The sequence below is a fragment of the Ureibacillus thermosphaericus genome, from assembly GCF_012396605.1.
GTDB lineage: Bacteria > Bacillota > Bacilli > Bacillales_A > Planococcaceae > Ureibacillus > Ureibacillus thermosphaericus.
The window spans coordinates 1-14530 of sequence record NZ_JAAXPW010000001.1 but is presented as its reverse complement, the minus strand read 5'-3'; the positions used below and the strand labels follow the sequence as shown (position 1 = coordinate 14530).

Below are 14530 nucleotides of genomic sequence, written 5' to 3'. Positions count from 1 at the left end.
CCATTATTACATCTATCTTAGATTATTGATGCGTTCTTTCTGACTGATAATATCTGTAATTCTCACACCAAAGTTTTCATCAATGACTACAACTTCACCCTTCGCAATTAGACGATTATTTACCAATATATCAACTGGCTCACCAGCAAGACGATCTAGCTCTATAATGGAACCTGAAGCTAATTGTAAAATTTCTTTCACTGAATGCTTCGTCCGTCCTAATTCAACAGTTACTTGTAAAGGAATATCAAGTAACATATTTAAATTTCGAGCTTCTGCCTCTGTCATCTTCGGTTGTTCAAATGTTGCAAATTGTGCTTGTTGAACATTTACCGGCTGAGGTTTTGGTTGTGAATAAGTTGTAAAACTTGGTATTTCATGAGTAGTAGCAGCTTGCTGCTGATATACTGGTTGATTAGCCTGTTGTATTGGTTGTTCCAATTGCGATGTTGTGCTTTGTTGCATTGGCGATGCAGTTAATTGTTTCGGCTCAGCTTGTGCATGAGGTTGTGCCTCAGGTTGATTCGCATCTGCATTTTCACCGAATAAGGATTTTACAAGCTTTTTACTTAGATCTAATGGTAGTAATTCCATGATTGTAGAATCTACTAAATCCCCGATGAGTAAACGGAAGGAAACTCTTACCAATATTTCATCATCAGGAATATTCTCTTCACCTTCATTTTCCTTAATATTTAGTAAAGCTAGAGAAGGTGGTGAAATATCTACTTTTTTGTTAAACATCGTAGACATGGAGGTTGCAGCTGAACCCATCATTTGATTCATCGCTTCTTGAACAGCACTTAATTGGATTTCTCCTAAATCTGGGTTCGGATTGCGTCCATCTCCTCCAAGCATTAAATCTGCAATGATTGCAGCGTCTGATTGTTTAATGACTAATAAATTCACACCGCTTATACCAGTTGTATATTCTACTGATACAGCAACATATGGATGTGGAAATTCTTCTTCCAAATTATTTCTATTAATTAGTGACACTACAGGAGTTGTTATTTCAACTTTTTGCCCTAACAATGAAGATAGTGCAGTTGCTGAGCTCCCGAAAGAAATATTTCCTATTTCACCTAACGCATCGCGTTCCATTTCTGTTAAATAATCTTCAACAACTAATTTTTCGTTTGAATTTGTTTTAGAATTTGAAGCCATTTCCTCGATTTTATCATCTAGTGTTTCACCTCGAAGTAGGGCTTCAATTTCTTCTTGGGAGAGCATATCATCACTCATCTTCTTCTCCTCCTTTCAAAGTCTCAATAATCTGAACTGCCATTTTTTTCTTTAATTTACCCGGCTGAACAGTAAATTTTGGAATATCTCCAATTCTAAGAATTAATGGATCAGAAATTTTCTGATCGAGCTGGATGACATCACCGATATTCATCGTTAAAAAGTCTTCGATTGAAATCGTAGATGTACCGAGTTCAGCTACGAGCTGTAAGTCAGATTGTTTTACTTTTGTTTCTAACGCTTTGATTTGTGCTTCTGTTGGCTCTTTTGTATTCGATTGCATCCAGTATTGGACAGACAAATTATGTATAATTGGTTCCAATACGACATGTGGAATACAAATGTTAATCATGCCAGAAGTTTCACCAATAACGGTATTCATTGAAATAACGATTACTGTTTCATTTGGTGAAATCATTTGTAAAAATTGTGGGTTCACTTCGAGTTCAACAAGCATTGGGTCAATTTCAGCGATATTTTCCCAAGCTTCACGCAAATTATCGAAGGAACGTTCAAATAAGTTTGTCATGATTTTTTGTTCGATTTCAGTTAAATTGTCAACATTTGAATAACTTGTACCGCTACCACCCATGAGGCGATCTAACATGGAGTAAGCAATGTTTGGATTGATCTCCATTAAAATATTACCATCTAAAGGCGGTACTTCAAATACATTTATTAATGTCATATTTGGAATCGAGCGAACAAATTCTTCAAAGGGAATTTGGTCAACAGATGCTACAGAAATTTGTACATATGTTCTAAGTTGAGCAGAAAAGAATGTAGTTAAAAGTCTTGCAAAGTTTTCATGAATTCGCGTCAGACTTCGAATTTGATCCTTTGAAAAACGAAGGGCACGCTTGAAATCATAAACTTTGACTTTTTTCTTTTCTTCTTCTTTTTTCATTTCATCTGCTGACATTTCCCCAGTAGAGATTGCTGAAAGCAGCGCATCGATTTCCGATTGGGATAATACATCACCTGGCATTTGACCACCTCCATTTCAACAGATTTCTTTACTGAATGATGTAGGAGGTAATGTATACTTGTTGCACTTCACCCTCTTGCATCAATTCATTTAATCGGGCTTTAATCGTTGATTCTAATAGAATTTTTCCTTCTTTTCCTTTTAGGTTTTCCTCCGTTAATTCAGATAGTTCCTCTATGATAATGTTATTTGTTTGGAAGTCGCGTTTAGCTAGTTCCTTTGCTGCTTTAGGGCTATCTGTTTGGATTTTCAATTCAATGCGAATATAATTTCCATCTGCTAAATTGGTCGTTATTTCAGGTACATCTACGCTAGATTCGATAATTTTATCGATGGTTGGTTCGAGGGTTGTAGATTGTTTATTGAATTGAGTCAATAAAACTACAAGTACAACCCCAATTAACGTAATCGACACTAAAATGATGAGCATTACTGTTAATAATTTATTATTCTTCATTTTCATCACCTCGTAGATGGGGGTTAGAAAGCACTTGAATCGTGCGATAATAATTTGTCACTTTTTTTCTAACTTCTTCTTCAGTTTCCTTTACAATATATTTCCGCCCAGTCGTTAGCGTAATGGTCGTATCTGGAAAGGATTCGACTGTTTCTATGTATAAAGCATTCAATGAAAATGTTTTGCCATTAAGGCGTGTTAGTTGAATCATTGAAATAGGGCCGGGAAGGATAGAGCCGGCCCGACCCTCCTTTTCTTTAAAATAATCCAAAGACTAGTAAGTTAAAAGATTACTAGATTGATTATCGTTTTAAGTTCACTAATTCTTCTAAAATTTGATCGGAAGTTGTAATTACGCGAGTATTTGCTTGGAAACCGCGTTGTGCCACAATCATTTCCGTAAACTCTTCTGATAGGTCCACATTTGACATTTCAAGGAACCCAGATTCGATAGAGCCTATACCTGCTACGGTTGCAACTTGTGTATAGGCAGCTCCTGAGTTATTCGTTTCTTGATAATAGTTGTTTCCAACTTTTTGAAGACCACCTGCGTTAGGGAATTTTGCCAACACAATTTGCCCTGCCCATTTTAATTCACCATTTGCATCAACAAATGTCACAGTACCATCTTGCCCGATACTCATTTCTGTTGCATCTGTAGGAATTCGAATTGGTTTATATATAACATCCATACCATCAATTTCATCTTCAACTGGTGTAATCCATGCAGGATCGTCAGATGGTGATAAATCCTCATTACCGTCTATGTCTGTGTTTTTCCCAGGTATTGTAGGGAAATCTAATGAGTTAATAACATCGTCACCATTTTCATCATCGACTACAGGTGCTACACCAACTAAATATTTCCCTTCAGCATTGACAAGGTATCCTTCATCATCCAAATAAAAATTCCCCGCTCTTGTATATAAAATATTCGTGAAGTTAGTTTCACCTACCCCCTCATCACTAATCTCTTCAGCAACATCTGGTTCATCTGAGCTATATCGTTTAAAATCAATTACTGTATCAGCCACCATAAAGAACCCGTCACCTGAAATCGCTAAGTCAAGAGTGCGAGAAGTAGATTGAAGGGCTCCAGTAGAATGAATGACATCAATTGCTGCCATTGTAGAACCTAATCCTACTTGTTTTGGATTGACACCTCCACGTGTTGCTGTTGCACCGGAAGCACTACCGATGTTTTGAGAAATCATTTCTTTAAATACTGTTCTACTTTTCTTGAATCCATATGTGTTAACATTGGAAATGTTGTTCCCAATAACATCTAATTTTGTTTGATGGTTTCTTACTCCGGAAATAGCAGAGTACATTGAACGTAGCATGTTTTTCCTTCTCCTTTCGATTGTATATTGTTTGCTTCTGTCAGTCCGCAAACGAAGGCATCCAGATTGGTCCTGCCTTAAAGTACAATAGTGCCATCAATATTTGTAAATAATTGTTCTTTTGCTTCATCTCTCTCCATTGCTGTAATGACTGTTCCATTTTTAGCGCTCACGATTAACGCAGCTTGATCCATTAATACGAGTGGTTGTTTAATCCCTTTCGAACGAGCTTCAATTACTTTGTCCGTAATTTTTTCCCACTCTTCTTCTGAAATTTGAATATTTCGTTCCCGAATTCTTTCATTAGCATGTTTGCTTATTTTCAGTTCATTTTTCGCTTGTTCAAAATGCTCAATGAAGCTTGTCGTCTTTTTTTCTGTTGTTGGTTTCGAGCTATGTTTTAGATGAATCGGTTGTAATGGTACGTGCTGAAATTGTATTCGATGCATGGATTCACCAACCTTATTCACTGACAATTTCAAATTGCTCTTTCTTTAACCGAACTTGGTTATCTAAAATATATTCAATTGTTTGATTGTTTGTTGTCACAGCTTCGATGATTCCTTGAACAAACTCACCGTTTTCATTTTGGTATTTGACAGTTTTTCCAATAAGTTTACTTGCCTCTACTAGAGGATTTTCAACTACAGGTTTTTCGCTATTCTTTTTTAAAATAGAAGAAATATTGCCTGCAGTAATTTCTTTTCCATCATCTAATATAAACAATGGCATGCCGTTTTTAAATTTTATTTCAACGATAACCCCTTGGCCTTCGTTAATAATCGGCTTTCCTTTTTCATCCAATTTATCGGTAATTTCATGCCATTTTACTTCTTGCCCTATGAAAGATGTGTATGCCATCAATTGCGTTTGCAATTGTGATTCGAGCAAATCCTCCATTGCTTTCGTCATGTTCTGCATTTGTTCTAATGTTGAAAACTGAGCCATTTGAGCAATGAATTCTTTATCTTCTACTGGATTAGTTGGATCTTGATGCTGCAACTGAGTGATTAGAATTTTTAGAAAATCATCTTTACCAAGGATAGAGTTTCCTGTACGTTTTTCTACTTTTTTATTGTTAGATAAATAGTAATCATTTGTGATTTTTGACATTTCTGCCATATGCTACACTTCCTCATTTACTAAAAATTCTTTAAAAGACAGTTTTTCATCATCTTGCTGCTCTTCTGAATCTTTATCATTTTCTTCAGACTGTTGCTGACCTTTAAACATATTGTTAAATAAATTTTGGTCGCGTAAATCCGTCTCTTGTAAACTTTGTTGAATATCGATTCGATCAAGTTGAATGTTTTGTTGAACAAACGCTTGCTTTAATTGATGAATTTGACTATCCAGTAATTCTTTTCCAAGTGCAGTTGAAGCAAGCAATCTAGCAGAAATCACACCGTCTCTTTGTACTAATTCGATTCGAATAGATCCTAAATGTTCAGGATAAAGTTTTAATAATAATTTCGTTGTTCCTTGAGAATTGGATATTTGGCTACGTTGTAATATCGATTCAATTTGTTTTACTAATGATTCAGCCTGTGATCCATTATTTGTATTTGGCAAAGTAATCGTAATTGTTTTCGTTTCCGAATTTTGATGTAAAGAAATATTGGAAGTTGTATGAGCGTTAGAATCAACTTCTGTTTTTACCTGTTTAACTACGACTTGCTGGAAATTTTCTAATGAAAATTTGCCAGTTGATGTTGTCATTTCCTTTATAATTGTTTTTTCAATATTCAGTAAGAACGTTTTTAAGTTAGAAATCTGTTCTTGTTGTTCTAATTTTAATTGAGACTGTTCGCCAACTAATTGGGCTAATTTTATTACTTGCAAAAATTTCACTACATCTCTTTGTAATCCATTCTCTTCGCCAAATAAAATTGAAGTCATTTTGTCCAACAATTGCGACTCAACGTTGGCGTTTAAAGACTGCTGTTCATGATTTACGAGATGAATGAAATCCCAAATATTATCGATGCGAACTTCTTCTCCCAAAAGCTCTTGAGCAATTTCATTTAGTTGCTCAGTATTCATATTTAATAGTGTTAAAATGTCATCGATGTTTGACATTAATTCTTCTATTGTAATTACTTGCTCTTCTTCACCTTGGGAGAGTATAATCAATCCTTCATCGTTAGGAATTTCGAGTAAATCAAATATGTCTTCTACGGAATCAGCTTTTAATAGTGGTTGAATTTCTTTTTCTACCGTTTCCATAATTCCGGATGACATTTTCTCTTCACTTTGAACAACCTTATTAAAAACATCACCAAACTTACTAAAACCTTCTTTGTTTTTGAAAACATTTTGCTGTCCTTTTATGGATCCTAACGATTGGGATTGAGATATAATAAAGGGCATTCCTATACTCATTCTTTCACCTCCTTTCTAGTCGGTATTTGATTCTTTGTTTTTAGATAATAATTCTGTATATCTTGCAGCCTCTTTCGGATCCATTTTCGCTAAAACTTGAGAAAGTGTATCTGGCTTCAAATTCGATAATATTTCCAACGCTTGTTCATCTTTCATTTCTACAATGATTGGTGCAACAGCTTTGGCCGACATTTTTTCATAAGTGTTAACAATTTCTTTCAAATCTTTTTTTGATTCTTGTTTTCCAGATTCTAATTCTTCAATTCTTTTTCGCAATTCTTTCTGTATTGCTATATGATTTTCGTTCTCAGCTAAAGCAGTATCCAATTCGCTTTGTAATTTTTCAATTTGCGCATCTTTTTCTTGAATTTGCGCTTGTAATTCAACAATTTTATTGTCCATATCAATAGCGCTGGCAGGTGTTTCTTCGTCAGTACGAGGCAACATTTCAGAAGCCTTTTCAAAGATGTTCGTATTTGTAAATTGAGCAACGACGAGCAAAATGGCTATAACGAATAGTAGCGGAATAATCACCCAAGCGAAGAATTTTTGAAAAAATCCTGGTGATTTTTTTTCCATAAAATCTTCAGTATAATCATTTTTCAGCTTTTTGTTCACTTTCACCATAAAATCACCTAAATATCTTCTTGTTGTACATAAGTGAGGAAATCTCGTCCAAGTGTTGGGCCTCTAGGCGATTTTGTTCCTCTTGAAATGCACTATAATCCTTCTCTCGCATTTTTTCATACTTACGTACTTCCAAGTTTTTTTCTACTAATTTTTGTTCATACCATTGCATTTTTACACGTGCTTGTTTTACTTTTTGTTGTACTTCATCAATGGTATGTTCCAAACTATCAATAAACTTTGCAAAATGGTGGATTTCATCAATCGTTAGTCCATTTTTTAACCGCTCATTTTGATATTCAATTAAGTTTTCTTTTTTCTTTAACAATTCATATAATTGTGTCGCTACTTTTTCAAAAGATCGAACCGATTCTTTGTAAGCCATTTCTGTTTGCTGTTTTTCTTGTTCGCGAATTGTTAATAGTTTTTCAAATCGATACGTATATTGAACCATTATTTGCCACCGCCATTCGCTAAAGCAATTAGTTCGTTAACACTTTCTTCAAGTGTTACTTTTTCTTTAAATCCTTGTTTTAAAAATTGAGTAATAAGGGGTTCATAATAAATCGCTTCGTCAATTTCTTTCGACGTTCCTTTTTTATAAGCCCCAATGTTTATTAAATCTTCTGATTTTGCGTATGTATAATACAATTCTCTAATTCTCTCAGCAGCTTTTACATGTTCTTCAGAAGAAATATGATTCATTAAACGGCTGACACTTTTTAGTACGTTAATAGCCGGATATTGTCCCTTATTTGCTAAGGTGCGGTCTAATACGATATGTCCATCTAAAATACCTCGAACCGCATCTGCAATTGGTTCATTCATATCATCCCCATCAACAAGCACCGTATAAAAGGCCGTTATACTCCCTTTCATGCTTGTCCCGGTTCTTTCTAACAATTTCGGTAATATTGAAAAGACTGATGGCGTATAACCTTTTTGAGCAGGCGGTTCACCTGTTGCTAATCCAATCTCCCGTTGTGCCATTGCAACACGAGTAACAGAATCCATCATTAACATGACATTTAAACCTCGTTCTCGGAAATACTCAGCAATGGCTGTCGCAGTAAAAGCACCTTTTATCCTCATTAATGCAGGCTGATCACCTGTAGCTGCAATCACGATGGATCGTTTTAATCCTTCTTCACCTAAATCACGTTCGATAAACTCCCTCACTTCTCTGCCGCGCTCACCAATAAGAGCTATCACATTTAAATCTGCTCTTGTGTTACGTGCAATCATGCCGAGAAGAGTACTTTTACCCACACCAGAACCTGCAAAAATACCAACCCTTTGTCCGCTTCCTACCGTCAGCATCGCATCAATGGCTTTTACTCCCACTTCCAATTGCTGATCAATGGGCGGACGATGCAAAGGATTTGGAGGTTCGTTTTCTGTAGGTACCGAAACTAATCCTCTCGGAAGAGAAGTCCCATCAAAAGGGTTGCCTAGCGAATCTAGTACTTTTCCAATTAATTCAGGACCGACTTTAACTTCTAATGGACTTCCTGTTCCTTCCACTAAACAGCCAATGGAAATTTCTCGTACGGAAGTAAAAGGCATTAACATAACATACTCATCTTTAAAGCCTACTACTTCCGCTAAAATTACTTCGTGCCCTTTTTTCGTACGAACATGAATTTTGCATACGTCATTGATGGAACATTCTGGACCTTGAGATTCTATCAATAGTCCGACAACTCTCGTAACTTTTCCATATTTTTTGAACGTGTCGATGGCAGGTATATTGTTGACCAAGTCAGCCGCTTTCATCGGAATCAATCCTTACTCTCCAAAATTTCGCTAAGCTTTAAGCGCAATTCTTTCAATTGTTCATCAATTGATAATACGATGCGCCCATGATTTGTTTCAATGTAGCTATCTGTATCGTTCAAATCTTCATTTACAAAGATTAAGAACGGAACATCCGGCGGGAACATTGCTGCTAGTTCATCTCGATTTTCAGTTACCAACTTGTAATATACTGGTGATAAATATAGTTTAATTTCTTTGCTTTCTTGCGCTTCTTTTAAACCTCTTCGAACTATGGATAAAAATAACGCTTCATCTTTTTCTAGCGATGCTCCAATAATCTTTTCCGCTGATTTAATCGCCAAATCTAAAATAACATGTTCCTGCTCCTCAACATATTTCATTCCATTGATGTGAGCATTCTCAACAGTTTCATTCGCTAGTTTTAACGCATTTTCCATATCTGCAGTCGCTTTCTGAATTCCTTCTTCATAACCTTGTTGAAAGCCTTCATCATATGCTTCTTTTTGAAGAATGAGCTTTTCCTCTTGCCATTGCTGTCTTAATTTCTCGATTTCTTCTAGTTTCGCTTGGCAATACAATTCAAATTCTTCCCGCTTTGAAGAGATTTCTAGATTCGCTTCTTCAAGAATGCGATCTCGCTCTTTGTACACCTCGTCTAATGTGATTGAATGCTCCTCTTCGCCTATATCCTGGGTAGAATCAAACTGTTTCGCAAAAAGATTTCGAATTTCAATTTGAACCGGCCCATTTTGCTTTTTAATTGCCTCGCTCGAACGGATTAGCTTAGACAATGACGTCATCTCCTCCACCTCGAGCTATAATAATTTCTCCAGCTTCTTCTAATCGACGAATGATAGCAACAATTCTCATTTGTGCTTCTTCTACATCACGTAGGCGTACAGGTCCCATAATTTCCATCTCTTCTTTAAATGTATCCGCCATTCGTTGTGACATATTGCGGAAAATAATTTCTTTTACCTCATCACTACATACTTTCATTGCGAGCAACAAGTCTTCATTTTCACAATCTCGAATAACTCGTTGAATTGAACGATTATCGAGAGTCACAATATCTTCAAATACAAACATGCGTTTTTTGATTTCTTCTGCCAACTCTGGATCTTGAATTTCAAGCGCATCGAGTATTGTTTTTTCTGTTTGGCGATCCACACCGTTTAATACTTCTACTACAGCATCGATGCCGCCAGTTTCCGTATAATCTTGCGTAAAAGTGGATGACAATTTTCTTTCCAATACCGATTCAATTTCACTAATGACTTCTGGTGAAGTCGATTCCATAGTGGCAATTCTTCTTGCGATATCCGCTTGCACTTCTTGTGGTAATGAAGATAAGATAACACCAGCTTGCTGCGGATCTAAATATGACAAAATTAACGCAATTGTTTGCGGATGCTCATTTTGTATAAAATTTAAGATTTGTGATGGATCAGCTTTTCTAGCAAAGTCGAAAGGTCGAACTTGCAAGGAAGATGTTAAACGATTGATAATATTTTGTGCCTGTTCAGGACCTAACGCCTTTTCTAATATTGTTTTTGCGTAGCCGATACCACCTTGCGAGATATAATCTTGAGCTAGAGCAATGTTATGAAATTCTTCGATAATCTGTTCTTTCACTTCAGGTTCAACTTTTTTCACTGCTGAAATTTCTAATGTAAGTCGTTCAATTTCCTCTTCAGATAAATGTTTATAAACATTTGCGGAAACTTCTGGTCCTAAAGAAATTAACAGCAGTGCAGCTTTTTGTTTTCCTGTTAAAAATTTCTTTTCTTTTTTAGACACAGTCGAACCTCCTATCCATTAATCTTCAGCTATCCAGCTCCGCAATAATTTTGCAAAATCTTCCGGTTTTTCTTTTGCCATTTTTTCTAATTGCTTGCGACGAACTGTAGATTCTGTTTCTTTTTCTTGATTAATATCTTCCACAAGCAACTCTTCTTGTTCTTCAATAATTTCCATAGCTTCTTCTTCCGCTTTTCGCTTTTTCGAACGCAAGATGTAAACAATAAGAAGAAGAATTGCAGCAACTAAAATTCCACCAACAACCCAAATCCACCATGGAATCACTGGTGTTTCTTCGATATTTTCTACGTCATTGCCATAGAATTGTTGAACAGAAACAACAATTTTGTTTTCAATTTCTTCATCTGTTAATTCTCCAGCAGCTTCTTTATCAATTGAAGTTCGGACAATAGTTGCTAAAATTTGTTCAATATCTTCCACAACTGTAGCTGAAAGGGATGTTGGATCTTCAGGAACAGGTGGCTCAACCATGACTTGAATACCAATATCGCGAATTTTGTACGGGCTTTCTTGGATTACACGATTAATGCGATTTACATCATTATTAATTGTTTCTTCAATTCGTTCGTAATCACCATTGCCGTTTAAAACTTCTTGATATCCGGTTGCATTATCAGTCGGATCGCCCATCTCCGTTGGACCTGTTGCACCATTCATACCTGTATATGTTTCAGTAATGCGTTGGGCACTGATTTCAATGCCTTCCATATTCTCCTCATCTACAGGTTTTACTAATTTCTCCTCACGATTTTCTTTCTTAAAATCGATATCTGTAGTGACTGATACAACAACTTTGTTTTGTCCCATTAATGTTCCAAGCATTTTTTGAACTTGACGTTCAAGGTCACGTTCAATCGTTTTCTTTACATTCATTTGACCTTCTACAGAGTCGATTGAACCACTTCCAGCTATAGCGGATTCTAAATCGTAATATTCAGAATACTGATTAGATATTGTAATATTGTCTGTGCTTAAATTAGGAACACTTTTCGATACAAGGTTATATAATGTTTTAATTTGGTCATCAGTGAACTTATGACCTGGTTCAGTATGTAATACGACAGCAGCAGAAGCGTTTTGATTCTCCGCATTCTGATTAATGAATACACCTTTTTCTGGCATAGAAATCATAACTTTTGCATCTTTTACCCCATCGATTTTCTTTATGAGGTTTTCAAGTTCTGTTTCTAGGGCTTTATGCTTGATGACGTTAAATTCATTATCTGTCATACCAAAGCCAGCATTTTCTGTGAAGAATGTTGTACTAATTCCTCCAGTTTCAGGGTATCCTTGTGCGGCTAAGGAAACTTTTATGGAATCAACTTGCTTTTCTGGAACTAAAATGTTCGTTCCACCTGGAGCAATTTCATATGTAACACCTTGAGAGCTTAATACTTCCGCAATCTCCCCAGTTTCCTTTGCTGATAATTCTGTGAAAAGGGGAACCATGTTTGTTCGAGTAGTAAAATATGTAATAATAGCCGCTATCGCTATAACCCCTACGAAGGTTCCAATTATTGCACCTTTCTGCTTCTTTGTCCGACTTTTCCAAAAATTAATGGAATCGGTTTTTAATTTATTAAGTCGATCATTCATTACAAATCCTCCGGTACTAGTGAATACACTAACATTTTATATTCCGTGCGTAACCGTAGATTATACAGTCATTCGCATAACTTCTTGATAAGCTTCAATTACTTTATTGCGAATTTCAACCGTAGCATTTAATGTAATGCTCGCCTTTTGTGCTGCAATCATTACATCATGCAACTCAACGTTTTCTCCATGAATCAACTTATTTGTTAATTCATCTGATTGAACTTGGTAATCATTTACTTTGTCAATCGCTTCTTTTAATGTATTAGCAAAACTTTTTTGCGCTTCAAATGGCGTTTGTTGATTGGATATCACTCTGTTACCATTCACATTTTGAAGTGGAATAGATAAGTTTACTTGGTTTATTGCCACATCAATTCACCCCTCTCATTGTTCACCCTTATTTACCTATTTCTAAAGCCTTTGTTAACATCGCTTTACTTGCATTTAAAACGGTTATATTTGCTTCGTATGAACGAGTAGCAGAGATCAAATCGACCATTTCTTTTAACACATCGACATTAGGCATTTGTACATATCCATCCTCGTTTGCATCTGGATGGCTTGGATCATATACGAGTTTGAACGGCGTTTCATTATCCTCATTTATTTTTGTTACTTTTACTCCATTGCCTACGCCATTGCTCTTCCCTACTGCTTTATTTAAAAAGGATGAAAATGTACCTTCATTTGCAGTAAGTGTCACCGTTTTCCGACGGTACGGCTCCCATTCACCATTCACTTGTCTAGCACGAGTTGTATCAACATTCGCTATATTTGAGGAAATGACATCCATTCGTAAGCGTTGAGCAGTTAAAGCTGATGTTGTTGTATTGATGCTAGAAAAGATTGACATTACTATTTCCCTCCTTTAATGACTGTATTTAATGTATTGAATTTACCGTTAATGCGATCAATCAAAGCATTGTAGTAAATCGTATTTTTCGCTAATTCTGCTTGTTCTTTATCCATATCTACACCGTTGCCGTTATGGCGATATTGAAAGTTTTCATAACTATAAACAACATGGGTAGATTGTTCAAAACTAAAATCATAATGTCTCTTATCTGATTTGTTCGCCCTAAGTTGTTTTTCATTTTCATCATTCAATAGTTTTTTAAATTTGACATCTTTTGCCTTGTAATTAGGCGTATCGACATTTGCAATGTTATGTGCAATAGTCTTATTTTTTAGCGATGCGTATTTTAAACCATGCTCTAAGTTACTTATTGTTCCTCCAAACAAGTTCAAACCGTTCACCTCGTTCTATTTCATTACAAAAATGACAAATTTCTTACTCAACACTAGTATTTATTGTAAATAAGATAATTCACAGTGTCTATCGTCTTTTGGCACTTTTTCATAGTCTATCTGAATCAATTTTTCATGCCAAGTTTTTCAAAAAGTTCACATTTCGATAACAAAAGTTTCAATTCGACAAAATTTTTGACTTTGCAATTCCCAAAAGTTACTATCAGCTATCACTTAATTGATAAAAAAGTACTACAATTATATAAAACTATTCCCTTAATGAAATTATTAAAAGGAATCGAGTAGGAGGGAGCGATTAACTCCCGTCCTCTCACACCACCGTACGTACGGTTCCGTATACGGCGGTTCAATTAAGATAATTGACGCAAGTTTTCATAACGAGCTTCAAGACTTTTCAGCCCTTGGTTTCTCCAATAGGAGTTACCAAGGGTTCTGTGTAATATTGGACTATTTGAAATACGCCAATAACTCTTCCGAGTATTTCCCCATTCATACGCTTGCCATTGTGGTACGCCAAGTTGAATAAGGTTGCGTATCTTTGTTTTCGGTTTCTTCCAGTTCTTCCATAGACACATTCGAAGTCTTCTACGAATCCATTTATCTAATTCAAGGAATATAGATTTGGTGTCTGCTAACGCAAAATATCCACACCATCCCATTAGATATTGATTCAGTTTCTGAATGCGGTATTCCATCGGGTAGGGCATCTTGCGTGATGTGATTTCACGAACTTTATTCTTCATTCGTTTAAGGCTTTCTTTTGCGATACGAACCTTTGGCTCTTTATGATAGGTATAGCTAAATCCTAGAAACTTACGTTTCCATGGACGGTCGACCGCTGATTTCTTTTCATTTACTTTCAGTCGTAGTTTTCCTTCAATGAATCGTTGAATGCTTGCCATTGTGCGAAGTCCTGCTCGTTTACTTTTCACGTAAATGTTACAGTCATCCGCATATCGAACGAATTTGTGTCCTCTTCTTTCCAATTCTTTATCTAGTTCATCTAGTACAATGTTAGAT

General features: G+C 35.8%; 18 protein-coding genes. All 18 read right to left on the bottom strand.

What is annotated here, in order from left to right; all coding sequences use genetic code 11:
- Window positions 1–12: 12 nt before the first annotated feature.
- The gene (gene fliY / locus HF990_RS00090) at window positions 13–1245 is read right to left on the bottom strand and encodes a flagellar motor switch phosphatase FliY (RefSeq protein WP_016836767.1); all 1233 of its coding nucleotides are present in this window, start codon (window positions 1243–1245) and stop codon (window positions 13–15) included.
- Window positions 1238–2233 carry a flagellar motor switch protein FliM gene (fliM, locus tag HF990_RS00085; RefSeq protein WP_016836766.1) on the bottom strand — a complete coding sequence of 332 codons (996 nt, stop codon included), beginning with the start codon at window positions 2231–2233 and terminating at the stop codon, window positions 1238–1240. Before fliM ends, fliY begins: the two co-directional genes overlap by 8 nt.
- A 28-nt stretch (window positions 2234–2261) precedes the next feature.
- A complete protein-coding gene (gene fliL, locus HF990_RS00080; RefSeq protein WP_016836765.1) occupies window positions 2262–2690 on the bottom strand; it encodes a flagellar basal body-associated protein FliL in 429 nt (142 codons plus the stop codon).
- Window positions 2680–2901, bottom strand: a complete 222-nt coding sequence (locus HF990_RS00075; RefSeq protein WP_016836764.1) for a flagellar FlbD family protein — start codon at window positions 2899–2901, stop codon at window positions 2680–2682. The genes fliL and HF990_RS00075 overlap by 11 nt, the downstream gene beginning before the upstream one ends.
- 91 nt (window positions 2902–2992) lie before the next feature.
- Window positions 2993–4033, bottom strand: coding sequence for a flagellar hook-basal body complex protein (locus HF990_RS00070; RefSeq protein WP_016836763.1), 1041 nt, complete (start codon window positions 4031–4033; stop codon window positions 2993–2995).
- Window positions 4034–4110: 77 nt separating this feature from the next.
- A complete protein-coding gene (locus HF990_RS00065; RefSeq protein WP_026018946.1) occupies window positions 4111–4482 on the bottom strand; it encodes a TIGR02530 family flagellar biosynthesis protein in 372 nt (123 codons plus the stop codon).
- Between the two features lie 13 nt (window positions 4483–4495).
- A complete protein-coding gene (gene flgD, locus HF990_RS00060) occupies window positions 4496–5155 on the bottom strand; it encodes a flagellar hook assembly protein FlgD (protein WP_016836761.1) in 660 nt (219 codons plus the stop codon).
- 3 nt (window positions 5156–5158) lie between these two features.
- On the bottom strand, window positions 5159–6415 hold the full coding sequence (locus HF990_RS00055; RefSeq protein WP_016836760.1) for a flagellar hook-length control protein FliK: 1257 nt from the start codon (window positions 6413–6415) through the stop codon (window positions 5159–5161).
- Window positions 6416–6430: 15 nt separating this feature from the next.
- Entirely contained in the window at window positions 6431–7039 is a 609-nt protein-coding gene (locus HF990_RS15270; RefSeq protein ID WP_016836759.1) for a MotE family protein, read from the bottom strand.
- Window positions 7040–7046: 7 nt separating this feature from the next.
- The gene (gene fliJ, locus HF990_RS00045) at window positions 7047–7496 is read right to left on the bottom strand and encodes a flagellar export protein FliJ (RefSeq protein WP_016836758.1); all 450 of its coding nucleotides are present in this window, start codon (window positions 7494–7496) and stop codon (window positions 7047–7049) included.
- Window positions 7496–8818 carry a flagellar protein export ATPase FliI gene (gene fliI, locus HF990_RS00040; RefSeq protein WP_026018945.1) on the bottom strand — a complete coding sequence of 441 codons (1323 nt, stop codon included), beginning with the start codon at window positions 8816–8818 and terminating at the stop codon, window positions 7496–7498. Before fliI ends, fliJ begins: the two co-directional genes overlap by 1 nt.
- A 5-nt stretch (window positions 8819–8823) precedes the next feature.
- On the bottom strand, window positions 8824–9621 hold the full coding sequence (gene fliH / locus HF990_RS00035) for a flagellar assembly protein FliH (RefSeq protein WP_184656203.1): 798 nt from the start codon (window positions 9619–9621) through the stop codon (window positions 8824–8826).
- Entirely contained in the window at window positions 9605–10621 is a 1017-nt protein-coding gene (fliG, locus tag HF990_RS00030; RefSeq protein WP_096550657.1) for a flagellar motor switch protein FliG, read from the bottom strand. The genes fliH and fliG overlap by 17 nt, the downstream gene beginning before the upstream one ends.
- Before the next feature lie 18 nt (window positions 10622–10639).
- Window positions 10640–12238, bottom strand: a complete 1599-nt coding sequence (fliF, locus tag HF990_RS00025; protein WP_016836755.1) for a flagellar basal-body MS-ring/collar protein FliF — start codon at window positions 12236–12238, stop codon at window positions 10640–10642.
- A 60-nt stretch (window positions 12239–12298) separates the two neighbouring features.
- Complete coding sequence (gene fliE, locus HF990_RS00020; protein WP_408056478.1) at window positions 12299–12568, bottom strand: flagellar hook-basal body complex protein FliE; 270 nt, start codon at window positions 12566–12568, stop codon at window positions 12299–12301.
- Between the two features lie 70 nt (window positions 12569–12638).
- Window positions 12639–13094, bottom strand: a complete 456-nt coding sequence (flgC, locus tag HF990_RS00015) for a flagellar basal body rod protein FlgC (RefSeq protein ID WP_016836753.1) — start codon at window positions 13092–13094, stop codon at window positions 12639–12641.
- A 2-nt stretch (window positions 13095–13096) separates the two neighbouring features.
- Window positions 13097–13489 (bottom strand): flagellar basal body rod protein FlgB, encoded by a 393-nt coding sequence (gene flgB / locus HF990_RS00010; RefSeq protein ID WP_026018944.1) that lies wholly within the window; start codon window positions 13487–13489, stop codon window positions 13097–13099.
- 371 nt (window positions 13490–13860) lie between these two features.
- On the bottom strand, window positions 13861–14530 hold a 670-nt coding region (locus HF990_RS00005; protein WP_247595779.1), incomplete at its 5' end, for a group II intron maturase-specific domain-containing protein.

Excerpts from the sequence above, each read along its gene's own strand:
- flgD (WP_016836761.1), bottom strand. The coding sequence starts at position 5,155 with ATGGCAGAAATGTCAAAAATCACAAATGATTACTATTTATCTAACAAT.
- HF990_RS00065 (WP_026018946.1), bottom strand. The coding sequence starts at position 4,482 with ATGCATCGAATACAATTTCAGCACGTACCATTACAACCGATTCATCTA.
- fliJ (WP_016836758.1), bottom strand. The coding sequence starts at position 7,496 with ATGGTTCAATATACGTATCGATTTGAAAAACTATTAACAATTCGCGAA.
- fliY (WP_016836767.1), bottom strand. The coding sequence starts at position 1,245 with ATGAGTGATGATATGCTCTCCCAAGAAGAAATTGAAGCCCTACTTCGA.
- fliL (WP_016836765.1), bottom strand. The coding sequence starts at position 2,690 with ATGAAGAATAATAAATTATTAACAGTAATGCTCATCATTTTAGTGTCG.
- flgC (WP_016836753.1), bottom strand. The coding sequence starts at position 13,094 with ATGTCAATCTTTTCTAGCATCAATACAACAACATCAGCTTTAACTGCT.
- HF990_RS00055 (WP_016836760.1), bottom strand. The coding sequence starts at position 6,415 with ATGAGTATAGGAATGCCCTTTATTATATCTCAATCCCAATCGTTAGGA.
- fliM (WP_016836766.1), bottom strand. The coding sequence starts at position 2,233 with ATGCCAGGTGATGTATTATCCCAATCGGAAATCGATGCGCTGCTTTCA.
- HF990_RS00075 (WP_016836764.1), bottom strand. The coding sequence starts at position 2,901 with ATGATTCAACTAACACGCCTTAATGGCAAAACATTTTCATTGAATGCT.
- fliF (WP_016836755.1), bottom strand. The coding sequence starts at position 12,238 with ATGAATGATCGACTTAATAAATTAAAAACCGATTCCATTAATTTTTGG.
- fliI (WP_026018945.1), bottom strand. The coding sequence starts at position 8,818 with ATGAAAGCGGCTGACTTGGTCAACAATATACCTGCCATCGACACGTTC.
- fliH (WP_184656203.1), bottom strand. The coding sequence starts at position 9,621 with ATGACGTCATTGTCTAAGCTAATCCGTTCGAGCGAGGCAATTAAAAAG.
- HF990_RS00070 (WP_016836763.1), bottom strand. The coding sequence starts at position 4,033 with ATGCTACGTTCAATGTACTCTGCTATTTCCGGAGTAAGAAACCATCAA.